Origin of the sequence: Parabacteroides distasonis (assembly GCF_004793765.1) — a bacterium.
Classification (GTDB): domain Bacteria; phylum Bacteroidota; class Bacteroidia; order Bacteroidales; family Tannerellaceae; genus Parabacteroides; species Parabacteroides distasonis_A.
In genome coordinates this window covers 87,262-110,855 of record NZ_SRYM01000006.1, presented here as the reverse complement: position 1 = coordinate 110,855, position 23,594 = coordinate 87,262, and the positions used below count along the sequence as shown (strand labels likewise).

General features: G+C 45.4%; 15 protein-coding genes and 1 tRNA gene. 8 read left to right on the top strand and 8 right to left on the bottom strand.

What is annotated here, in order from left to right:
* Nucleotides 1-72 precede the first annotated feature (72 nt).
* The 3 genes from E5342_RS03655 to purL all read left to right on the top strand — a co-directional run bounded on the left by E5342_RS03655 (nt 73) and on the right by purL (nt 8,972).
* Nucleotides 73-2,394, top strand: coding sequence for a glycoside hydrolase family 20 protein (locus E5342_RS03655; protein ID WP_135958847.1), 2,322 nt, complete (start codon nt 73-75; stop codon nt 2,392-2,394).
* A gap of 77 nt (nt 2,395-2,471) precedes the next feature.
* A complete protein-coding gene (locus E5342_RS03650; RefSeq protein WP_135958846.1) occupies nt 2,472-4,955 on the top strand; it encodes a S9 family peptidase in 2,484 nt (827 codons plus the stop codon).
* 327 nt (nt 4,956-5,282) lie between these two features.
* Nucleotides 5,283-8,972: a phosphoribosylformylglycinamidine synthase gene (gene purL / locus E5342_RS03645; protein ID WP_135958845.1), complete on the top strand. Its 3,690-nt coding sequence runs from the start codon at nt 5,283-5,285 to the stop codon at nt 8,970-8,972.
* A gap of 826 nt (nt 8,973-9,798) precedes the next feature.
* On the opposite strand, the gene E5342_RS03640 is transcribed toward purL, so the two are convergent.
* The 3 genes from E5342_RS03640 to alaS all read right to left on the bottom strand — a co-directional run bounded on the left by E5342_RS03640 (nt 9,799) and on the right by alaS (nt 13,748).
* Nucleotides 9,799-9,873, bottom strand: a tRNA-Pro gene (locus tag E5342_RS03640).
* Between the two features lie 37 nt (nt 9,874-9,910).
* Nucleotides 9,911-10,972, bottom strand: a complete 1,062-nt coding sequence (gene aroB / locus E5342_RS03635) for a 3-dehydroquinate synthase (RefSeq protein ID WP_135958844.1) — start codon at nt 10,970-10,972, stop codon at nt 9,911-9,913.
* 154 nt (nt 10,973-11,126) lie between these two features.
* Nucleotides 11,127-13,748, bottom strand: coding sequence for an alanine--tRNA ligase (alaS, locus tag E5342_RS03630; RefSeq protein WP_135958843.1), 2,622 nt, complete (start codon nt 13,746-13,748; stop codon nt 11,127-11,129).
* A 98-nt stretch (nt 13,749-13,846) separates the two neighbouring features.
* Here alaS and E5342_RS03625 point away from each other — a divergent pair, with 98 nt between their 5' ends.
* From E5342_RS03625 to E5342_RS03610, 4 genes are all read left to right on the top strand, one after another.
* Nucleotides 13,847-14,830 (top strand): M23 family metallopeptidase, encoded by a 984-nt coding sequence (locus E5342_RS03625; RefSeq protein ID WP_121736999.1) that lies wholly within the window; start codon nt 13,847-13,849, stop codon nt 14,828-14,830.
* A 14-nt stretch (nt 14,831-14,844) separates the two neighbouring features.
* Complete coding sequence (locus E5342_RS03620) at nt 14,845-15,201, top strand: MerR family transcriptional regulator (protein ID WP_005861277.1); 357 nt, start codon at nt 14,845-14,847, stop codon at nt 15,199-15,201.
* Nucleotides 15,202-15,280: 79 nt separating this feature from the next.
* On the top strand, nt 15,281-15,682 hold the full coding sequence (locus E5342_RS03615; protein WP_135958842.1) for a DUF3127 domain-containing protein: 402 nt from the start codon (nt 15,281-15,283) through the stop codon (nt 15,680-15,682).
* Nucleotides 15,683-15,690: 8 nt separating this feature from the next.
* Complete coding sequence (locus E5342_RS03610; RefSeq protein WP_121737001.1) at nt 15,691-16,638, top strand: calcium/sodium antiporter; 948 nt, start codon at nt 15,691-15,693, stop codon at nt 16,636-16,638.
* Between the two features lie 46 nt (nt 16,639-16,684).
* Here E5342_RS03610 and E5342_RS03605 read toward each other — a convergent pair whose 3' ends face one another.
* Complete coding sequence (locus E5342_RS03605) at nt 16,685-18,970, bottom strand: RelA/SpoT family protein (RefSeq protein ID WP_121737002.1); 2,286 nt, start codon at nt 18,968-18,970, stop codon at nt 16,685-16,687.
* Between the two features lie 96 nt (nt 18,971-19,066).
* On the bottom strand, nt 19,067-19,537 hold the full coding sequence (locus E5342_RS03600; protein ID WP_005861270.1) for an Lrp/AsnC family transcriptional regulator: 471 nt from the start codon (nt 19,535-19,537) through the stop codon (nt 19,067-19,069).
* Between the two features lie 168 nt (nt 19,538-19,705).
* Here E5342_RS03600 and E5342_RS03595 point away from each other — a divergent pair, with 168 nt between their 5' ends.
* Entirely contained in the window at nt 19,706-20,995 is a 1,290-nt protein-coding gene (locus E5342_RS03595) for an O-acetylhomoserine aminocarboxypropyltransferase/cysteine synthase family protein (protein WP_135958841.1), read from the top strand.
* Nucleotides 20,996-21,097: 102 nt separating this feature from the next.
* Here the strand turns inward: E5342_RS03595 and E5342_RS03590 are convergent, their stop codons facing one another.
* From E5342_RS03590 to E5342_RS03580, 3 genes are all read right to left on the bottom strand, one after another.
* Complete coding sequence (locus tag E5342_RS03590) at nt 21,098-21,496, bottom strand: hypothetical protein (protein WP_135958840.1); 399 nt, start codon at nt 21,494-21,496, stop codon at nt 21,098-21,100.
* 274 nt (nt 21,497-21,770) lie between these two features.
* Nucleotides 21,771-22,526 (bottom strand): LytR/AlgR family response regulator transcription factor, encoded by a 756-nt coding sequence (locus tag E5342_RS03585; protein ID WP_121737005.1) that lies wholly within the window; start codon nt 22,524-22,526, stop codon nt 21,771-21,773.
* A 6-nt stretch (nt 22,527-22,532) separates the two neighbouring features.
* Nucleotides 22,533-23,549 (bottom strand): sensor histidine kinase, encoded by a 1,017-nt coding sequence (locus E5342_RS03580; protein WP_121737006.1) that lies wholly within the window; start codon nt 23,547-23,549, stop codon nt 22,533-22,535.
* Between the last annotated feature and the right edge of the window lie 45 nt (nt 23,550-23,594).

Genomic DNA, 23,594 nt, shown 5'->3' with positions numbered 1-23,594 from the left:
ACGGCTAATTCTTTTTATCTTTGGGCAGTGATACTGAATCAATTATTGTTTTACATTCTAAACTCTAAACACATGAACAGCCTAAGCAAACTAGCGCTCGTCCTGACATTTTGCGCGGGAATGACCGCTTGCTCCGGTGGTAAGGCCGTAAAAGGAGATTACGAAGTAGTGCCTTTGCCACAAGAAGTAACATTGACGAACGGAAACCCTTTCGTCCTGAGTCCATCCACGAAGATAGCTTATCCGGAGGGCAATGATAAGATGAAGAAGAACGCCCAGTTCCTCGCTTCTTATATCAAGGAAATCACGGGCTATGAATTAGCGACCGCTACCGGCCAGCCCGGTAAGGGGATCAGCCTCGTTATCGACCAAAGCATCCAGAATCCGGAAGGATACCAATTGAGCGTCAGCGATAACGGGGTACGGATCGCGGGAAGCACGGACGCCGGCGTATTCTATGGCATCCAGACATTACGTAAATCGATCCCGGCCACGGCCCAAGGGATGAACGTAGAATTACCCGCAGCTACCATCAACGATTACCCCCGTTTTGCCTATAGAGGCATGATGCTGGATGTCAGCCGCCATTTCTTCCCGGTGGATTCGGTAAAAACGTATCTCGATATCCTTGCCTTGCACAACCAAAATACGTTCCACTGGCATCTGTCCGATGACCAAGGTTGGCGTATCGAGATCAAGAAATATCCGGAATTGACACAGACCGGATCTAAACGTAAGGAAACCGTGATTGGCCACAACTCCGGAAAGTATGACGGAAAAGAATACGGAGGCTTCTATACGCAAGACCAGATCCGCGATGTCATCAATTATGCCGCCGAACGCCATATCACGATTATCCCGGAAATCGATATGCCGGGACATCAATTGGCGGCATTGGCCACTTACCCGGAACTGGGATGTACGGGGGGGCCGTATGACGTATGGGGCCAATGGGGTGTGTCCGACGACGTGATCTGCGCCGGAAACGAGAAATCCATGCAGTTCCTGGAAGACGTATTGAGCGAGGTTATCGATCTTTTCCCCTCCGAATATATCCATGTAGGTGGCGATGAATGCCCGAAGGTACGTTGGAAGACATGCCCGAAATGCCAGGCCCGCATCAAGGCGGAAGGTATCAAGGGGGATAAGAAACATTCCGCCGAGGAATACTTGCAAAGCTACGTGATCTCCCGCATGGAGAAATTCGTGGAGAGTAAAGGACGCCATATCATCGGCTGGGACGAGATCCTGGAAGGAGGCTTGGCCCCGAACGCCACGGTAATGAGCTGGCGCGGCATGGGCGGCGGCATCGAAGCTGCCAAGCAAAAGCATAACGTGGTCATGACTCCCAATACATATGTATATCTGGATTATTATCAATCCGCGGATACGGATCTTGAACCCGACGCTATCGGAGGTTACTTGCCGTTAGAGAAAGTATATTCTTTTGAGCCGACAGCCGGTATCTCTCCTGAAGAGCAGAAGTACGTGATCGGGGCGCAGGCCAACCTCTGGACGGAATATATCCCGACCTTCTCACAGGTGGAATATATGATCATGCCACGTATAGACGCCGTAGCCGATATCCAGTGGAGCGATCCGTCCAAGAAAGATTATCAGACGTTCCTGCCCCGTGTGGCCCGCATGACACAACTTTACGACCGCCTAGGATATAATTACGGAAAGCATATCTTCGATATTAACGCCTCCCTGACCACCAATACGGAGAACGGAACACTCGACATAGCCTTGACGAAGCTGGGTGAAGGAGATATCTATTATACGGTAGACGGTAGCGATCCTACGATCGCCAGCATCAGGTACGAAGGCCCGGTACAGATCGACCAAGATTGCGAATTCAAAGCGATCGTTGTCCGTCCGAACGGAATGAGCCGCATCTTCTCAGAGGAGATCTTTTTCAACAAAGCAACGATGAAACCCATTACCTTGAAAGAGCAACCCAGCAGAGGATACGTTTTCAACGGGGCTCAGGTGCTGGTAGACGGCTTACGCGGAGGTAGTAATTACAAGACCGGCCACTGGCTAGGCTTCCAAGGCAAGGATCTTGACGCTACGATCGACCTCAAGGAGCCGACAGAGATCGAAAAGGTAGCTTTCAATACGAATGTGGTAAAAGGCGACTGGATCATGGGTGCCGACGCCGTAACCGTAAAAGTTTCCGACGATGGCAAGAATTTCAAGGAAGTAGCTTCCAAGAAAATCCCGGAGCTAGCCCAAAACGACAAGGACGGTTTATATCCCCAAGAGATATCCTTCGCCCCGGTAAAGGCCCGCTACGTGGAGGTTATCATCAACAGCGGCAAACTACCCCAATGGCACGGTGGCGCCGGAAGCCCGGCGTTCCTGTTCGTGGATGAGATCGAAATCTTATAAGATAATGATACAGCGAGATGGCAGGAAGATACCCGCCCTCTCGCTTTCTTACTATCTTATACTAAATAACAAATATCATGATAAACAAAAACATCTTAATTCTTTCAGCCCTATGCTCCTGTTGCTCGCTATGGGCGGATGAAGTTGTCGTGCGACATTACAATTACGCCGGCCCTTACGAGGTGAAGAAGCCCTTCTTGGCAGATAGCCTGGATGTAAACAGTAAGAGATTCTCTGACAAAGAACTATTGAACACGACCGTCCCTTTCCGCAACCTTTCCCAAAGCGGACAAACCCTTGAAGCGGCGTCTTCCGGAGAGCTAGCCTTGCCAACCTCGGCCTCTTCCTATGCGCTGCATTTGGTTTCCTTCTACCTGAATAGTGATCGCTATACAAAAGGCACCTTGGCCATCAACGGCCCAGAGGTCTCGGAAGTCTACGTGGATGGACAACCCATAAAACTAACCAAGGGGGAAGCCTCGTTGACCTTGGAGCCGCGACGCTATGAAATCGTGATCAAATATTTATCTGGAAGCCACAAAGAGAATGCCTTAAAAGCCTCATTCAATCCGGAAAAAGATGCGGTGGTAACCGCGACCGTCAATCCGGAGAAACGTTATACATTAAGTGATGTATTTGATGGTAAACGCATCCAATCCGCTAGCCTGTCCCCGAATGGAAAATTCATTATCGCCTCCTATCAAGAGACCTATCCCGATGGAAAGCAGTCCTCATTTACCCAAATACTAGACAAGGCTACCGGTTCCGTATTGGTTGAGAACGGACAGAGCTTACGCTGGATGCCTAAAAGCAATCTGGCTTATTACACCCGGAAAGGGATGAAAGGCATGGAATTGGTGACTTTAGACCCTGCCAGTAAAAAGGAAAACATCCTTGCCTGCCAATTGCCTGAAGGCTCTTTCAGCTTTGGGCCCACCGAAGACTATCTATTGTTCACCATACGGGAGAAAGGACCACAAGAACGAAAAGAGATCCAAGAGATACTGGTGCCGGATGATCGCCAACCAGGATGGAGAAACCGCATGTTTATCCATAAATATGACCTGCGGACCGGATTGTTCCAACGGCTCACCTATGGGCATACATCTACTTACATCAACGATGTATCGCAAGACGGCCACTATCTGCTATTCAGTCGCAGGGAACCGAATTTAACTGAACGCCCTTTCTCCCGTACATACATATATAGGATGGACCTGCGAACCATGCATGTGGACACTCTTATAAAAGGTGAGAAATTCGTAAGCCGCGCCGTTTTCTCCCCGGATGCAACCCAATTACTCATTGATGCGTCCGGAGAGGCATTCGTTGGTATCGGATTAAAAATCAAAGAAGGACAGACATCGAATACGAGCGACGGGCAATTATTCCTATACAACATAGCGGATAAAAGCATAAAACCGCTTACGAAAGATTTTAACCCATCTATCGATTCTTACGAGTGGAACGCCCTCGATAAACAAATCTATATCACGGCGAAAGACAAGGATCGTGTTCGCCTGTATAGCATAAACCCTTCTAGCGGAAAGATTAAGCAACTTCAAGCCAAGGAAGATGTCATCTCCGGTTACTCCATCGCCAATCAAGCTTCCGAAATGGTGTATTTCGGATTAAGCGCATCCAATTCCCAAAGGCTTTATACCTATAACTTGAAAAACGACGCCTCTTCCTGTTTGATCGATTTATCCAAAGAGATATTGAGAGACGTCACTTTAGGAGAAGTGCAAGATTGGAATTTCGTCTCTGCCCAAGGGGATACGATTTACGGCCGCTTCTATCTCCCTCCTCATTTTGACGCAACTAAGAAATATCCGATGATCGTGAATTATTACGGAGGAACAACCCCTACGGCCCGGGTGATGGAAAGCCGTTATCCTTCGCATGTATACGCCGGCTTAGGGTACATCGTCTACATCATACAGCCTAGTGGAGCGACTGGGTTCGGTCAAGAGTTCTCCGCACGCCATGTCAACGCATGGGGTAAACTTACCGCTGACGAGATCATCGAAGGCACGAAAAAGTTCTGTGAGGCTCATCCTTTTGTCAACACAAAGAAAATCGGTTGCATGGGGGCTTCATACGGAGGTTTCATGACTCAATACCTACAAACAAAAACAGATATATTCGCAGCGGCCATGTCTCATGCGGGAATCAGCGACATCACCAGCTATTGGGGAGAAGGTTACTGGGGATATTCATACAGCTCGTTGGCTAGCGCTAACAGTTATCCATGGAATGCCCGGGATATGTACACTTTACAAAGTCCGCTGTTTAACGCAGACAAGATCAATACCCCGATCTTGTTCTTACATGGAACCGCAGACACGAACGTTCCGATTGGAGAAAGCATCCAGATGTTTACCGCATTAAAATTATTAGGCAAGCCTACAGCGTTTGTCCAGGTAGAAGGAGAGAACCACCATATACTGGATTACGACAAACGTATCTTGTGGAATAACACAATTTACGCATGGTTCGCTAAGTGGTTGAAAGATCAACCGGAGTGGTGGGACGCATTATATCCTCCGAAAAGCCTATAAAGGTCAAAATAGATCACTCTATTCACACATAATTTATAGGGTGTGTCTGAACTCAATTTTAGATAAGATGAACTTCTGATTTGGAATTTGATTCTCCTATATAATAAAAGATAAAGAGCCGTATCAAACTTGTTTTAAGTAATGATACGGCTCTTTTTGGGCCTTATAATTACAACTTGCAACTTCTAAGTGTGCTCATTTTACTTTTGCCACACCCCCTTTCTTTTAAAACGTATTGACATAATAATTCACGGGAAATCATTATCTTTGCACTCTCTAAAAGAGGCTTTTTCGTTATTTCGTGATAAATACTAATAAATCAACGATATGATTCTATTCTTTCAATCTTCAACAAAGACGGTGCTGGCTGTAGAGGCCGCACACGCTTTCTCACCTGAAGACACTCAAAAACTGGTTTGGTTGTTTAGCGAGGCGACTCCTGTTCAATCAGAAACATTGGAAGGCTGGTACGTAGGACCACGCCGGGAAATGATTACCCCGTGGAGTACGAACGCCGTTGAAATTACCCAAAACATGGGTTTGACCGGTATTTCCCGTATTGAGGAATATTTTCCTGTTTCTTCTGGCGACGCAAATCACGATCCGATGTTGCAACGTATCTACAATGGTCTGAATCAGGAGATCTTCACGATCAGTAAAAAACCAGATCCTATTGTCTATATTGAGGATTTGGAAGTGTATAACCAACAAGAGGGCTTAGCATTAAGCCAAGAGGAGATCGTTTACCTGAACGAAGTAAGCCAAAAGTTAGGACGTAAATTGACAGATAGCGAGGTGTTCGGTTTCTCTCAAGTAAACTCGGAACACTGCCGCCATAAAATATTTGGAGGCGTATTCGTCATCGATGGTGAGGAAAAAGAAAGTTCCTTGTTCAACTTGATTAAGAAAACTTCCGCCGAGAACCCTAATAAATTGGTTTCCGCTTATAAAGATAACGTAGCGTTCAATGAAGGACCGATGGTAGAGCAATTCGCTCCCCTTTCCGGTGACAAACCCGATTTCTTCGCCGTAAAAGATATCAAGACGGTTATCTCCTTGAAAGCCGAGACGCATAACTTCCCGACAACCGTTGAGCCGTTCAACGGTGCCGCTACTGGAACAGGAGGCGAGATCCGTGACCGTCTGGGCGGAGGTAAGGCATCCTTGCCGATAGCGGGAACAGCTGTCTATATGACTTCTTACCCTCGTACGGAAGGCGCTCGCGAATGGGAGAAAATCCTAGACCCCCGTCCTTGGTTATACCAGACTCCGGAGCAGATCTTGATCAAGGCATCCAACGGTGCTTCCGATTTCGGTAATAAATTTGGCCAGCCACTTATCTGTGGTTCTTTATTGACTTTCGAGCACACGGAGAACGATAAGAAATACGCTTATGACAAAGTGATCATGCTTGCCGGCGGTGTAGGCTTCGCAAATATGCGCGACGGCTTAAAAGGAGATCCGCAACCGGGCGAGAAAGTGGTTGTGATCGGTGGCGATAACTATCGTATCGGTATGGGCGGTGGAGCCGTCTCTTCCGTAAACACAGGACAATACACGAGCGGTATCGAGCTGAACGCCGTACAGCGTGCCAACCCGGAGATGCAGAAACGTGCGGCCAACGTGATCCGTGCAATTGCCGAGTCTGATGAGAACCCGATCGTCTCTATCCACGACCATGGCGCAGGTGGACACCTCAACTGCTTATCTGAGTTGGTGGAGGCTACCGGCGGACACATCGACATGAGCAAATTACCAATCGGCGACCCGACTCTTTCGGCGAAAGAGATCGTAGGGAACGAGAGCCAAGAGCGCATGGGCTTATTGATGAAAGAAGAAGATGTAGCCCGTGTAAAACGTATTGCGGATCGTGAACGTGCCCCGATGTATGTGGTAGGCGAGACTACTAACGACATGAAGTTCGTCTTCGAGCAAGCGGATGGTGTGAAACCTATCGATATCAAGCTGGAATATATGTTCGGTAAACCGCCTAGAACGGTTATGACAGACCATACGGTCACTGAATCTTATCAACCGGTTGTTTATAAAGAATCCGAACTTCACCATTATTTGGAGAACGTGCTTCAATTGGAGGCTGTAGCCTGCAAGGATTGGTTAACAAATAAAGTAGACCGTTCCGTAACTGGTAAGATCGCCCGTCAGCAATGTCAGGGTGAATTACAATTACCGTTGAGCGACTTAGGTGCCGTAGCGTTGGATTACCGCGGGAAAGCAGGTATCGCTACTTCTATCGGTCATGCTCCTCAGGTGGCCATGGTTGATCCAGCCGCCGGTTCCGTTATGGCAATCGCCGAGTCATTGACCAATATCGTATTCGCTCCGCTGACAGATAAGTTGGAGAGCGTATCCTTAAGTGCCAACTGGATGTGGCCGTGCCGCAACGAAGGTGAGGACGCCCGTCTATACACGGCCGTACAAGCCGCATCCGATTTCGCTTGCAGCTTAGGTATTAATATCCCGACCGGTAAGGACTCTTTATCCATGACACAGAAATACGGTGATGATAAGGTGATCGCCCCGGGTACGGTAATTATCTCCGCAGGCGCAGAGGTTAGCGATATCAAGAAAATCGTCTCTCCGGTAATAGCTCAAGACAAGAATACATACATTTATTATATAGACTTCTCTTTCGATACCCTGAAGTTGGGTGGTTCCGCTTTCGCTCAAGCTTTGAACAAGCTGGGTAACGAGGTTCCGACCGTGAAAGATCCGGAATACTTCCGTGACGCTTTCAACGCAGTACAAGACGCGATCGAAAAGAAACTCATCCTTGCCGGACACGATATCTCTGCGGGAGGTATGATCACTGCCCTGTTGGAGATGTGCTTCGCCAACGTAGAAGGTGGTTTGGATGTCAACTTGGATAAGATCCCCGAAAGCGATATCGTGAAGGTGCTATTTGCCGAGAATCCGGGTATTTTGGTTCAGGTAAAGGACAAGAAGACATTCGAGAAGTTGATGGAAGAGGCAGGCGTAGGTTTCGCCATCATCGCCAAACCGACCGACGAGCGCCATGTATTGGTAGCGAAAGACGGTATCCAATATCACTTCGGTATCGACTATATGCGTGACGTATGGTACGAGTCTTCTTATAAGCTAGATGTAAAGCAGAGCGGAAGCGTTTGTGCCGGAAACCGTTTCGAGAATTATAAGATGCAGCCCGTACAGTACAAGTTCCATAAGGACTTTACCGGAAAACTTTCTTCTTATGGACTCTCAGCGGAACGCCGTACTCCGAACGGCATCAAGGCCGCGGTAATCCGTGAGAAAGGTACGCAATGCGAACGTGAGACAGCTTATGCCTTGTATCTGGCTGGTTTCGACGTGAAGGATGTCCATATGACGGACTTGGCTAGCGGCCGTGAGACTTTGGAGGATGTAAACTTCATCGTATTCTGCGGTGGTTTTTCCAACTCCGACGTATTAGGTTCCGCCAAGGGCTGGGCCGGTGGTTTCTTGTATAACGAGAAAGCCAAGAAAGCGATCGACAACTATTACGCACGCAAAGATACGTTGAGCATGGGTATCTGTAACGGTTGCCAGTTGATGGCCGAGTTAGGCTTGGTTTATCCGGAGCACGAGAAAAAGCATAAGATGGTTCACAATGATTCCCATAAGTTCGAATCTAACTTCGTTAGCTTGGAGATCCCGAAAAACAACTCCGTAATGTTCGGTTCCTTGAGCGGCACGAAGTTGGGTGTATGGGTAGCTCATGGTGAAGGTAAGTTCGAGTTCCCATATGAGGAGAAGGAGTACAACATCATTGCTAAATACAACTACGATGGTTATCCCGCCAACCCGAACGGTTCGCCTTGGTCCGTTGCTGGTGTTTGCTCAAAAGACGGCCGCCATTTAGCCATGATGCCTCACCCCGAACGTGCGATCTTCCCTTGGCAGTGCGGTTATTACCCCGCCGACCGTAAGGAGAACGACGAGGTTACTCCATGGATCGAGGCGTTCGTGAACGCTCGCAAGTGGATCGAGAATAATAAGTAAGCATAGACAAGGGGCTGTTTCTAGTGTTCTTTGAACCTTAAAACAGCCCCTTTTTCCTTAATACTAAGGTTATCCCTGTATAGGAAGCCTTCTCAAATCTTCTTGATTTCTTCTATAGCAAGTCCTGTGGATTGGGGGTACAGCATTCGCTGAAATTGGATCATATCCGTAAGCAAGCAAAGCATTGGCTAAAGTCCGATCAACCCGCACGATAAGCCGGGGTGCGGATTTCCTAGATTTGACAAAATGACATTTTGTAAACTTAACTTCCGGAGAGTCGTTTTTTCCGGACATAAGCACGGTTTATTCCCAAATTCGGAAGAAAAAAACAGCAAACCACTGTCTGATAAACAACTATCAAAAAAATGCCTTTTATTCTAGCGAAATTAATTCACCGTAATTCATATCTCATCCGATATTTTGGGGATTCAATAGGGTTACAATAGGGTTATAACAGTACTAGAATGCCCATTAGCGACTACTTACGATCCAGTCCGGAGCTACTTACGATGCCCAACGGCAGTATCGGCATCGCCCAACGGCACCTGTCGCATTGACTTTCGGCACCTATCGCACCTGAAAAACCGCATTTCGCATGAAATGATACCATTTATAACCACTCTCCAGCCGCTAGTTGGAGAGCTTCACAAAAAGGCCTTGTCACGACAAGAAGCTTCTTTCAAGCAAAAAGTCATCAGAATAACTATTTACATGGCAGACAAATCACCTAAGATCAACCATACACTAGAACCGTTCTATTTTAGGAAAGTGTTAGAGAACAAAAAAGGAGTTATGCCCATCAGCATAACTCCTCTATTCTCAGCTGTCGGGATGACTGGATTCGAACCAGCGACCACACGCCCCCCAGACGCGTACTCTAACCGGGCTGAGCTACATCCCGTTTTTTATTTTACGGGTGCAAAGGTAGCCTTTTTCTGTTAAACGCCAAAACTTTCACGATAAAAATCAAGAGACTCCACGATTTTTTCCTTGGTGACTGATTGGTTGATACGGACATCTCCCACATTTCCCAGTAAAGTGAAGTTGATGATACCGCCCTCATTCTTTTTATCATGTGTCATTAGCTCGTATAAGGTATCGTAGTCCGTGCAGTCAAAGAAGAACGCCGGATAATACTCTTTTATATAATAAATGACTTGGCTCAATTTCTCCATTGGGAAGCCACACAGCTTATGTGAGAGGTAAAGCTCGCTCACGATACCCGCCGCTACCGCATGACCATGTAAAATCGGACGCTCTTTCCGAAAAGACAAGCTCTCGAAAGCGTGGCCGATCGTATGACCGAAATTCAAAGCCTTACGAATACCTTGCTCTTTCGGGTCCTCTGCAACAATCCGCTCTTTCACAGCGACAGATTGACCCACCAAACTATTCAAATACGAATAATTCATGGTGTCGACATCATAAAGCATGACAGATGTATAATTCTCGATCGAACTAATCAATCCATGTTTAATCATCTCCGCATAACCGGAAAGAATATTATCACGATCCAACGTACGCAAAAACTCACAATCAATGAATACACACAAAGGGGGATAAAAAGAACCTATCTCATTCTTCAATCCATTGAAGTTAATACCCGTCTTTCCTCCTACGGCAGCATCAACGGACGCCATCAAGGTCGTAGGGATATTAATCGTACGAATGCCCCGCTTGAAAGTAGCGCCGGCAAAACCACCCATATCTGTAATCATACCGCCGCCCAAATTCACTAACAACGAGTTACGGGAAGCCCCCTCATTAGACAAAATAGTCCATATCTGGATTAAAGACGCTAACCCCTTATTCATATCACCCGCTTCCATCACAAAAATCGGAGCCTTTTGAAAGGCCGATACTCCCTCCACCAAGGGAAAACATTTCTCTTTTGTATTTGTATCCGTAAGGATGAACAGCTTATCATATTTTAGAGAGGAGAGAAAATCTTGCAGTTCCGATTTCAGGTCCTTGCAAATAACCACTTTTTGCTCTGACATATCTTTTTTATTTAAAACCTTAGACCACAAAGGTAAAACATGTATTTCGATTATCAAAACGACATAAAAAAATTCCTTCGGATTGAATAAGAATTCCATCCGAAAGAATCTATCATTGAGTCCGAAAGAAAAGTCAATTTCTTCCGAACCGGTTTTACTGTACTCCTACAGCCTCTTTCACAGCGCCAACGGCAATAGAAAGGCCCTCCATGTTCTTACCGCCGGCCGTAGCGAAATGGGGTTGTCCACCACCACCGCCTTGGATATGCTTAGCGGCCTCTTTTACGATCTTACCGGCATGCAAGCCCTCTTTCACCAAATCATCGCTTAACATAAGCATGAGCGTGCATTTGTTATCGTCAATGATACCGGCAACAAAGACAAAGCTATCGGTTGTCTCCGCCTTGATCTGGAAAGCCACGTTCTTCATAGCGTCCGCATTTGCCTTACCTACAAATTGCATAACCTTGATACCGTTGCTCTCCGAAACTTTCGCCACGATCTCCTCTTTCAATCGCATAGACTTCTCTCGGATATAATCCTCGATCTGTTTCTTCATCTCCGCGTTCTCCTCGATAGACTTTTTCATCGCTTGCGCCAAATTCGGCATATGGTTCATCAACGCACGCAACTCACGGATCAGATCTTGCTGGGCATATACGAATTGCTCGGCGCCCTCGGCTGTAACCGCCTCTATACGACGGACACCTGCGGCGATAGAGCTCTCTCCTATCACGTGCAAAGAACCGATCATACCGGTTGCCGGGATATGCGTACCACCACATAGCTCCACGGAGCTTCCGTATTTCACGACACGTACCTCATCGCCATATTTCTCACCGAACAAAGCCATAGCCCCTAGCGCCTTTGCTTCGGCGATCGGCATATTGCGATGCTCTTCCAACGGGAAGTTCGCACGGATCTTCTCTCCAACCAATATTTCCACCTTACGGATTTCCTCGTCCGTCACTTTTTGGAAATGAGAGAAGTCGAAACGTAAAGAATCAGGCGAAACATACGAACCTTTCTGCTCTACGTGCGTACCTAATACCTCACGCAACGCCTCATGCAAAAGGTGCGTGGCAGAGTGGTTACACTCACACTGGATACGCTTTTTCTCGTTGATCTTCGCAGTAAAAGTAGCTGTCACATCTTTCGGGAGTTTCGCTACCAAATGAACCGGCAAGTTATTCTCACGTTTCGTATCGATCACGTCGATCTTCTCGTCGTCGGCGATCAACCAACCCGTATCACCGACCTGTCCACCCATTTCCGCATAGAACGGGGTTTGATCCAGAACGATCTGGTATAATACTTTATTCTTTTGTTTGATCTGGCGATAACGCAAGATCTCTGCCTCGCATTCGAACAAATCATAACCCACGAACTTACATTCACCCTCTTTCAGCGTGATCCAGTCGCCTGTCTCGATAGCGGCGGCGTTACGGGCACGCTCTTTCTGCTTCTGCATAGCCTTATTGAAGGCCTCGATATCGGCTTCCATGCCGTTCTCACGAAGAATCAATTCCGTCAAGTCCAACGGGAATCCGTAGGTATCATATAATGTAAAGGCATCTACGCCATTCAAGACTGTCTTGCCCGCAGCCTTCGTCTCCTCCATTTTCTTATCCAGCAAACGGATACCGGTTTCCAAGGTACGAAGGAAAGATTCTTCCTCCTCCTTGATAACCTTCTCAATCAAGGTTTTCTGAGCGATCAATTCCAGATAAGCGTCGCCCATCGTCTCGATCAATACGGGCAAAAGCTTATACATAAACGCTTCCTTGCGATCCAAGAACGTATAACCGTAACGAACGGCACGCCGCAAGATACGACGGATTACATAACCGGCCTTAGCGTTGGAAGGCAACTGTCCGTCCGTGATAGCGAAAGCGATCGTACGGATGTGGTCGGCGATCACACGCATGGCGATGTCTTGCTGTTTATCCGTACCGTAAGTCGTACCCGCCATTCCTGCGATTACCTTGATAATCGGTTGGAATACGTCCGTATCATAATTTGAGGTCTTACCCTGCAATGCCATACACAGACGCTCGAATCCCATACCGGTATCGATCACCTTAGCCGGCAGCGGTTCCAAAGAACCATCGGCCTTACGGTTGAATTGCATAAATACAAGGTTCCAGATCTCGATTACCTGCGGATGATCCTTATTTACCATATCGGCACCGCTGACCGCCGCACGCTCCTCGTCCGAACGAAGGTCGATATGGATCTCGGAACAGGGACCGCAAGGACCCGTATCCCCCATTTCCCAGAAGTTATCATGCTTGTTACCGTTCAGAATATGATCTTTTGGTAAATATTGCTCCCAATAACCAGCAGCTTCGTTATCACGATCTAAGCCTTCAGCGGAGCTTCCCTCAAATACGGTGGCATATAAACGCTCCGGATTCAACTTCAATACCTCTACCAAGTATTCCCAAGCCCAGTTGATCGCCTCTTTCTTAAAATAATCTCCGAACGACCAGTTTCCGAGCATCTCAAACATCGTATGGTGATAGGTGTCATGTCCTACCTCCTCTAAATCGTTATGCTTGCCACTAACACGAAGACATTTCTGAGAGTCCGCGACACGAGGATACTTACGGGGCACGTTGCCCAAGATAATATCTTTAAACTGATTCATTCCCGCGTTCGTAAACATCAACGTGGGGTCACCCTTCACCACCATTGGAGCGGAAGGCACGATCTGGTGTTCCTTAGAAGCGAAGAATTGCTTGAAGGATTCACGGATTTCTTTTGCTGTCAACATAATCTATTTATATAGTTCTCGTTAATATTCTGAAAAACAATTTGCAAAAGTACTGCAAATTATTATTTTTGCGTGCATTCAGATAACAAAAAATGTAGATGAAACTCTTTAAAAGTCGCAAAACATACTATTTATACAATCCGAACACTCTCAATTATGAGCGTGTATACCCGTCTAGCAAAGACCGGCTGTTCACCGTTCTCCGCCATTTAAGCACTGGAATAGCATTCGGCGTAGCCATTTTTTTCGTCATGATGCATTTGGTGGACTCTCCGATGGAATCTCAGTTACGTAAGGAGAACCGCCTATTGCAAACTCAATACGAAGTGCTTTCCCTTCGCTTAAATAACGCATTGGACGTATTGGATGATATCCAACAGCGTGACGAAAATCTGTACCGAGCTATCTTCCAAGCTGAGTCCATTCCCAAATCCGTTCGAAAAGCTGGATTTGGAGGGACTAATCGTTACGAACATTTGATGAGCCTGTCCAATCCGGAGCTGGTTGTCTCCACGACCCAAAAGATGGATATGCTACGTAAGCAATTATATATCCAATCCAATTCCTTGGAAGAACTGATCTCCCTAGGAAAGAACCAAGAAGAGAGAAGTAAATGTATCCCGGCGATCCAGCCGATTTCCAATAAGGATCTGCGTCGTACCGCTTCCGGCTATGGCGTACGTATCGACCCGATTTACCGCACACCCCGTTTCCATTCCGGAATGGATTTCTCGGCTAAAGTGGGAACGGAGATCTATGCGACAGGTAATGGCGTTGTCACTTTCGCCGCTTGGAAACAGGGATACGGAAATTGTTTGATTATCGATCATGGCTACGGCTATCAGACTTTATATGGTCATATGAGTAAGTTCAAGAAACGTGTCGGACAGAAGGTTACTCGTGGAGAGGTGATTGGCGAGGTTGGAAATACCGGAAAGTCTACCGGCCCTCACTTGCATTATGAGGTAATCGTACGAGGGAAGTATGATAACCCATCTAAATACTATTACATGGATCTCTCACCTGAGGAATACGACCGTATGATCCAGATTGCCGAGAATCATGGTCAGGTTATGGATTAAACTTCATTAGCAGTATGAGTCTAAAAAAGAATAAAGATCTCAAACTCTATTTTTCCATCAGCGAGGTGGCGCAGATGTTCGACGTGAACGAGTCCACCCTTCGCTTTTGGGAGAAGGAGTTCGATATCATCAATCCAAGGAAGACGAGCAAAGGTACCCGTTTTTATAAGCAGGAGGATATCGACGCCGTACGCCTCATCTACCATTTGGTAAAAGAGAGAGGGATGACCTTGGCCGGCGCACGGCAAAAACTGAAGGATAATAAAGAGACAACGATTCGCCAAGAAGAGATCGTAAACCGCCTGAAACAGATCAAAGAAGAGCTGTTAGCTATGAAAGACGCATTCGATGCTTTTGCCCCGAAAGTATGATTATTCTGTTGATAAAACCAGAACAAAACCGTACCTTCGTCCCCTATTAAATAAAACATAAACAAATAATATACAAGACATGGAAATTACAGGAAAAATTATTCAAGTCCTACCGGAAGTAGGTGGTATCAGCAAAGCCGGAAACGAATGGAAAAAACAAGAGTACGTATTAGAGACACACGATCAATATCCAAAGAAAGTATGTTTCCAGATTTTCGGTGCCGATCGTATCGCACAAGCGGCTATACAGCCGGGAGAGGAACTTACGGTTTCTTTCGACATTGATAGCCGCGAATATCAAGGCCGCTGGTTCACCAGTATAAACGCATGGAAGGTAGACCGTCCGATGGCGGCAGCTCCTCAAGCCGCTCCGATGGGAGTAACTCCGGATAATTTCGCTCCGGCTTCCGCTCCTACGGCTCCGGCCTCATCCGTACCTGATTTCGGCCCAGCCAACCCTATCGATGACTTGCCATTCTAAGATTAATGATGGATATCGTATTACTAATTGGCGGTTTACTACTAATCCTAGTCGGGGCTAACGCCTTGACGGATGGTGCCGCCTCTGTAGCCAAACGCTTCAATATTTCCAGCTTAGTAATCGGGCTAACTATTGTGGCGTTTGGGACTTCCGCGCCGGAATTAACGGTCAGTGCCGTATCCGCCCTGAAAGGAAGCTCGGATATCGCTATTGGTAATGTAGTAGGAAGCAATATATTTAACGCCTTGATGATTATCGGCTGTACGGCCGCTATCGTACCGATCAGCGTCACAAAAGGTACATTGAGCAAAGAGATCCCTCTTTGCATGCTTGCCTCAATCGTATTATTTATTTGCGCAAATGACGTTTTGATCAACGGTGCGTCGCAAAACAGTATCAGTAGTAGTGACGGTATGTTACTATTATGTTTCTTCGCCATTTTCCTTGGCTATACATTCGCAATCGCACATAATGGAGGGGAAAATGGAGAGACGATTAAAATAATGCCCATTTGGAAAGCGAGTTTATTCATCATTGGTGGATTAGCCGGTTTGATTTACGGAGGACAATTTTTCGTAGACGGAGCTTCCGGTATTGCCCGAGGACTGGGTGCCAGCGAATCTATTATCGGTTTGACTTTAGTGGCCGGAGGAACCTCTCTTCCTGAGTTAGCGACTTCCGTTGTAGCCGCATTAAAGAAAAACCCGGAGATGGCGATTGGAAACGTTATCGGTTCCAACCTCTTCAACATATTCCTCGTATTAGGTTGTAGCGCAACAATCACGCCGATGAACATACAAGGCATTACCAATCTGGATTTAGGCGTCTTGATCGGTTCATGTGTATTGCTTTATATCTTCGGGCTTTTCTTCCAAAAACGGACCATCACCAGACCGGAGGGAATCCTATTGATTGCTTGTTATATAGCTTATATAACTTATTTGATTATCGGCTGATAAAGCTTTTATAAAACAAAAGTGTAGCGGAAATACTTCGCTACACTTAATCCGCTACACGTCCGACAGATTTAATATTCTGTATCTTCGACAAAGTCACGCACATTTTCTGGATATCTTCTACGTCATGAACTTTCATCTTTATCTTGCCTTCGAACACGCCGTCTTTCGCCTCGATCAGCAGGCGCATGATATTTACGTTGAATTCCTCAGAGATCGTTTTTGTGATCGTATTTAATACGCCTATCGAGTCGATACCTTTCACCTCTAGCGTAGCCTCAAAAGAAGCGTTCATATGGCTGCTCCAAACCGTATTCAAGATACGTTCGCCAAAGCTACTTTTCAAGCGCATGGCGATCGGGCAGGAACGTTTGTGAACCACTACGTTACCATCGTCATTGATAAAACCTAAAGAGTCATCTCCCGGAATCGGCTTACAACATTCGGCAATTACATAATTACGCTCAAAAGCCTCCTCTTTCAATAAATAAGGCTTTTTCTTATCATATTTAGGCTTCTCTTTCTTGGCTTCCTCCTCTTCGGGTTGTTTCACCTTCTTGGAAGCGACACCCAACGCCTGTTTCACATACTTAAACAAGACATTATCCGTCTTCTCCTTCAACAGCTTCTTTAAATTCTCGGGCAAAACCACATCCCCCTTCTCTACCGCATAAAAAAATTCCTCCCGTTTCGAGAATCCAAAGTACATGCCTAATTTATCCAGATTGGATGTACTCGCCTCAAGTTCCGAACGCTTGAAAGCATCAAGAACTTTTATCTCTCCATACTTAGCGACCTCTTTACGGACACGCTTTAATACGGCATCGATCTTTGCACGAGCCTTAGCGGTAGTTACGAAGTTCAACCACTCCGGTTGCGGCTCCTGAGAACGAGAAGTCAAAACCTCCACCTGATCTCCACTGGAAAGCGGATGGCTCAATGGCACCAAGCGATGGTTTACCTTAGCACCAATACATTTATTACCGATATCGGAGTGAAGCGCATAAGCGAAATCCAAGGCGGTAGCCCCTTGGGGCAATGTCTTTATATCCCCTTTTGGAGTGAAAACAAATATCTCGGAAGTAAATAAGTTCAGTTTGATCGTATCCAAGAAATCCAGTGCATTCGGGTCCGGACTCTCCAAGATCTCGGTAATGGTTTGTATCCATTTATCCAATTCCGTATCCTCTTCCACGTTGGATTCCTTGTATTTCCAATGGGCGGCGAAGCCTTTCTCCGCAATATCATCCATACGGCGGCTACGGATCTGGATCTCTACCCATTGTCCGTCCGGTCCCATAACGGTCAAATGAAGTGCTTGATAACCATTCGCTTTCGGACGGCTCACCCAATCACGGATACGGTCGGGACGAATCCGGTAAATATCCGTAATAGCCGAATAGATATCCCAACATTGGTTTTTCTCGTCCACACCGGGAAGCGGATCAAAAATAATACGGACTGCATAAATATCATAAATATCCTCGAAAGAGACGTTCTTGCTCTCCATCTTATTCCAAATAGAATAGACCGATTTCACACGGGCAAGCATCTCATACTGAAGTCCCATCAATTTCAGTTTCTCGTTTACGGGAGCTGCGAAATGCTCGAACAACATGTTACGGTTCTCTTCCGTCGCCTTCAACTTGGCGCTGATGAAGTCGTATTCTTGCGGATGCTCATATTTAAAACTCAAATCCTCCAGTTCCGTCTTGATCGAGAAGAGTCCCAAACGATGCGCCAGAGGAGCATACAGATAAAGAGTCTCACCTGCGATCTTAAATTGCTTGGCGGGAAGCATGGACCCCAAGGTTCTCATATTATGAAGACGGTCTGCGATCTTGATTAAAATCACCCGTATATCATCGCTCATAGTCAGCAGCAATTTACGGAAGTTCTCAGCTTGAGCCGAGGCCTGTTCCCCGAAAATACCGCCGGATATCTTCGTCAAGCCATCCACGATTTGGGAGATCTTATCTCCGAACATATCCCGGATATCCTCCACCGTATACTCGGTATCTTCCACGACATCATGCAATAACGCAGAGCAAATAGAGGTAGATCCCAAACCCATCTCCCGGCACACGATACGAGCCACGGCGATAGGATGCATTATATAAGGTTCACCGGAACGCCGTTTCACTCCGGCGTGCGCTTGATTGGCGAAATTAAAAGCTTTCGTGATCCGTTCGACCTTACGGCGGTGGTTTGATTTCAAATAATCGTTCAACAATGCATTGAACCCATCCTGTATCATTTGTTCGTCCGCAGAGAGAGCGGACACAGCCTCGCCTGTTTCTTTTATATCTTTTGTGTCCTTTGTATCGTCCATGGTTTTACATCTCCCATTTTATACTGTGTAGCCACAAATATATACAAATATTTGGAAGAAAACCCTAACAAAAGACAAAAATAGGATATCTACGGCTTAAATATGGATTCCATAGTCGTGTTTAACCTCGTCCATGACAAAAGTACTTCTCAACGAGCCCAAACTATCGATCGTACCTAACACATTTAAAATAAACTCTTGATAATATTTCATATTGGGAGCGTGTATCTTCAGTAAGTAATCATAATCGCCTGAAATATTATAACACTCCGTTACTTCGGGAATTTCTTGGATAATCCGGGTAAACTCAAAAGCTATATCCTTATTCAACCGAACCAGTTTCACGCTACAAAAGACAACAAAGCCTTGATTCAGCTTCTCTGCATCTAATACTGCTATATACTTCTTTATATATCCACTATTCTCAAGACGTTTTAAACGCTCGAACACCGGAGTTGACGAAAGACTGACCCTTGCCGCCAACTCTTTGGTAGTCAACCGGGCATTATCTTGTAGCGTTCGGAGGATTTGCAGATCCACCTTGTCTAACTTATCTGAAACATTCATAAGAAAAAAATTCTATCGGATTGATTCCTCAGCGTCCTTCGCCGAAGATGTATTCTATTTATAGCCTTAAAAATAGTATTATTTTCTATATTCTCAACGAATCTTGTTCAAAAAGCACACACATCATACATTTGCCAACAGAATAAGAACTAAATAAACAAGACGACTATGGCAACAAAGAAGTTACATTTCGAGACATTACAACTTCATGTAGGACAAGAACAACCGGATCCCGCTACCGATGCACGTGCGGTACCCATCTATCAAACAACTTCCTATGTGTTCCATAACGCACAACATGCGGCAGACCGTTTCGGACTACGTGACGCTGGGAATATTTATGGACGCTTGACAAACTCCACGCAAGGCGTTTTCGAGACACGTGTAGCTGCCTTAGAAGGAGGTGTGGCAGGTTTGGCCGTGGCTTCAGGAGCAGCGGCTGTCACCTATGCGTTACAAAACATAGTGAGGGCAGGAGATCATATTGTCGCAGCAGATAATTTATATGGCGGTTCCTTCAATCTAATCACCCATACACTAGCCTCCCAAGGCATTACCAATACGATTATCAATGTAAATGACCTAAACGCATTAGAAGCAGCCATCCGGGAAAACACGAAAGCCATTTATGTAGAGACATTCGGGAATCCTAACTCTAACGTAACAAATCTGGATGCGGTAGCGGAAATCGCCCACCGATACCATATTCCATTAATCGTAGACAATACGTTCGGAACCCCCTACTTGATTCGTCCGATCGAACATGGAGCTGACATCGTCATCCATTCCGCCACGAAGTTCATAGGTGGACATGGCAGTAGCCTAGGAGGTGTGATTGTAGACGGAGGCACTTTCGACTGGAAAGCGAATGCAGATAAGTTCCCTACATTAGCCAAGCCAGACCCGAGCTATCATGGAGCCATATTTGCAGACATAGCAGGTTCCGCAGCCTTTGTCACCCGTATCCGTGCGGTCATTCTTCGCGATACCGGAGCAACGATCTCTCCTTTCAACGCTTTTATCTTGTTGCAAGGATTAGAAACCTTATCCCTACGCGTGGAGCGCCATGTAGCAAACGCATTGAAAGTCGTGGATTATTTATCAAAACATCCGAAAGTAGAAAAGGTGAATCATCCATCACTTCCTACCCACCCGGACCACGAACTTTACAATAAATATTTCCTAAATGGTGCCGGCAGTATCTTCACCTTCGAGATCAAAGGCGGGCAGGAAGCCGCTTGGAAATTCATCGACTCACTAGAGATCTTTTCCCTACTAGCAAATGTCGCCGATGTAAAGAGCCTTGTCATTCATCCATACACGACCACTCATTCCCAGATGAGTCCGGAAGAACTTGCCCAACAGCACATAACACCATCCACCGTACGCTTGAGCATCGGAACCGAATATATAGATGATATTATAGATGATCTGGATCAAGCTTTCGCTAAAATCTGATAGCGCACTTCCAAAAGGAAAAGGACAGAAGCAAAGAAGACGATCCCTGTTCGACACAAGGATCGCCTTTCTAATCAACATCACATCGAGCCAAGGTTACACTCATTTATTCTCAGCCAAATAGATATCCGCAAATGTCACAGCTCCGGTTAATCGGTTATTGTTGTTAGTTACATTTAACAATATGACATACTTGCGATACTGATCGGCAGTCAATGCCTCTTTCATCAGCTTCAAATTGCCATACACGGCCTTTTGCAATCGTTCATCCTGACGCCTCAGGTCTTTTCTCAAACTCTTCCTTTGTTCTCGTACAAAATAATCATTAATGTTAAGTACCTCCTCCATTTGGGAAGGAGCCAATCCTAGATAAGAACTCAATCTGCTAAACTCTACCGCAAACGGTTCTTTATTCCCATATTCATTCACACATTGCGCTTTCGCAAAATTCATTGTAGCACTCATTCCCAAAACCGCTACTGCCATAATTAACTTTCTCATAATACCTACAATTTACCTATTACAAAACCATTCACAAAACAAACATTCATTTTAGAGAAGATAGCCTAAACATTCTTTTGTTTCGGACTAATCCTTTTTTACAAACCTATTAACCTATCTAATGTGTATGATAAAACTCGGATTAACATCAAAATTTCAACTTACATCTTATTGATGTATCTCCTTGTTTGTATTGCAAAGATGAAGAATTATCGAATAGGAAGTTTCTGATTGTTGACGAAAAGGAAAAAATGGGGATTGAACACGAATATGGCTAAGAAACACTTACTATCCAAGACTTAAACTCGGATGCTTTATTTTTACTAATATATATACGCTCAGGCACTTCTATATCCAAAGTAACAAGCAAACGGCTATCAAACCAAATTGTTATATCCTTCACGCTATCACGAGAAATGATGAATTGTTTATTCGCACGAATAAAATCAGCAGGACTTAAAGAAGAAATTATCTGTTCCAATGTTTTAGCATATGGATACGAATTACCAGTCTTTAAATAAACATATGTATTCTTATCAGCCGTATAGAAACAAGACACATCTTTCAAGCTAATAGGCAACAATTTATCCTTAATAGGAATCAGTAGTTTATCCTTGTATTTAGGAGTAGTAGACAACTGTGTTAATTGGGATAAATAATGGATGATATCTTGATGATTCCATCGGCTAAACTTATCTAATGCCCGTTTCAATTCTTCCGGCTTAATCGGCTTCAAGATATAGTCTATGCTGTTTACTTTGAAAGCGTCGATCGCATATTGATCGTACGCCGTAGTAAAGATAATCGGTGCCTCCACCTCTATCTGGTCAAAAATAGCGAAAGCGGAACCGTCCGATAAATGAATATCCATAAAAATCAAATCCGGCCTCGGATTGGCTTGCAGCCAACGTACCGTTTGCCGGACACTCTCCGTATTTCCCATGATCTCAATCGTGGGATCTATTGTAACCAACATATCCGCTAAGTTCTCATAAGCGGCAGTCTCGTCCTCTACGATCAGTATTCTCATATAACATCATTTTAGGGGTAGGTATACCTGAAACTCATCCTCATTAGATTCTACCCGTATTTGTTTATTCATTAATAGCAAGAAACGATTCTCCAGATTCTTAAGCCCGGTTCCATTCGTATCCGGTAAGGTCAATTTCGGATAGATTGGATTAGAAACAACCAGTTCCATTCGCTCATTCAGCCGGATCAAGATATTCATCCGGTGCTCGCTGTCTATAATATTATGTACCGTCACGTTCTCTACCAACGGAAGCAAAGATAATACAGGAATTCTCAAGTTCCGCTTATCCTCAGGAACTTCGATCGTAAAAGTCAACTTATTGGCGAAACGGACTACCATTACATGCTGAAAAGCCTCTATAAACGCAAGTTCCTCCGACAGTGGTACCAAATTCTTTTTATCACTCTGAAGGATATAACGGAATATATCGGACAATTTCGTAACATACAACAAAGTATTCTCATCGTTTTTCTTCCGTATCAAGGAGGAGATTCCATTCAATGAATTGAAAAAGAAATGCGGATTGATCTGGTTCACCAATGCATCGCAGCGGCTCTGCAAATTCTCGACACGCAGATTCTCGATCAATTGATCCTTTTCCCGTTGATTGTGATATAGCATTTGTATATAGCCGATCAAGGTACATAACAACGCCAACACGATAAACTGGAAGATAATGATACTCAAAAAACGATCATAACTAACAGTCAGGAAGGAGATCAATTTATAGACAACAAAGCCTCCGGAAACGTACAGGGCATTCCAGAGCAACCGCTCGAAGAAGGAGGTACAATCCTCGTGCCTCAAGTTACTTTTCAGCAAAAACCAAATAAGTCCCCAAAAGAAAAGAAAACGGAACCCAAAGAAGAGCAAAAATCCTTGATGATCGTTCGGAGCCAGATAGCTCATATCACAAAAGATCCATGCCAAATTCGGATAGGCGATAAACACTGCGCAAACCAAACTGACCAACCAAGGTTTAGCCTTGACCACTGATATCTTTTCATCCAATGCCCCCATACGATTGTATCTTTTTTACGTATACAAAGGAATAAAAAATCATTC

Coding starts and splice junctions, on each gene's coding strand:
- E5342_RS03650 (WP_135958846.1), top strand. CDS start 2,472: ATGATAAACAAAAACATCTTAATTCTTTCAGCCCTATGCTCCTGTTGC.
- E5342_RS03610 (WP_121737001.1), top strand. CDS start 15,691: ATGGATATCGTATTACTAATTGGCGGTTTACTACTAATCCTAGTCGGG.
- E5342_RS03605 (WP_121737002.1), bottom strand. CDS start 18,970: ATGGACGATACAAAGGACACAAAAGATATAAAAGAAACAGGCGAGGCT.
- E5342_RS03600 (WP_005861270.1), bottom strand. CDS start 19,537: ATGAATGTTTCAGATAAGTTAGACAAGGTGGATCTGCAAATCCTCCGA.
- E5342_RS03620 (WP_005861277.1), top strand. CDS start 14,845: ATGAGTCTAAAAAAGAATAAAGATCTCAAACTCTATTTTTCCATCAGC.
- E5342_RS03585 (WP_121737005.1), bottom strand. CDS start 22,526: ATGAGAATACTGATCGTAGAGGACGAGACTGCCGCTTATGAGAACTTA.
- aroB (WP_135958844.1), bottom strand. CDS start 10,972: ATGTCAGAGCAAAAAGTGGTTATTTGCAAGGACCTGAAATCGGAACTG.
- E5342_RS03655 (WP_135958847.1), top strand. CDS start 73: ATGAACAGCCTAAGCAAACTAGCGCTCGTCCTGACATTTTGCGCGGGA.
- E5342_RS03615 (WP_135958842.1), top strand. CDS start 15,281: ATGGAAATTACAGGAAAAATTATTCAAGTCCTACCGGAAGTAGGTGGT.
- E5342_RS03590 (WP_135958840.1), bottom strand. CDS start 21,496: ATGAGAAAGTTAATTATGGCAGTAGCGGTTTTGGGAATGAGTGCTACA.
- E5342_RS03595 (WP_135958841.1), top strand. CDS start 19,706: ATGGCAACAAAGAAGTTACATTTCGAGACATTACAACTTCATGTAGGA.
- E5342_RS03625 (WP_121736999.1), top strand. CDS start 13,847: ATGAAACTCTTTAAAAGTCGCAAAACATACTATTTATACAATCCGAAC.
- purL (WP_135958845.1), top strand. CDS start 5,283: ATGATTCTATTCTTTCAATCTTCAACAAAGACGGTGCTGGCTGTAGAG.
- E5342_RS03580 (WP_121737006.1), bottom strand. CDS start 23,549: ATGGGGGCATTGGATGAAAAGATATCAGTGGTCAAGGCTAAACCTTGG.
- alaS (WP_135958843.1), bottom strand. CDS start 13,748: ATGTTGACAGCAAAAGAAATCCGTGAATCCTTCAAGCAATTCTTCGCT.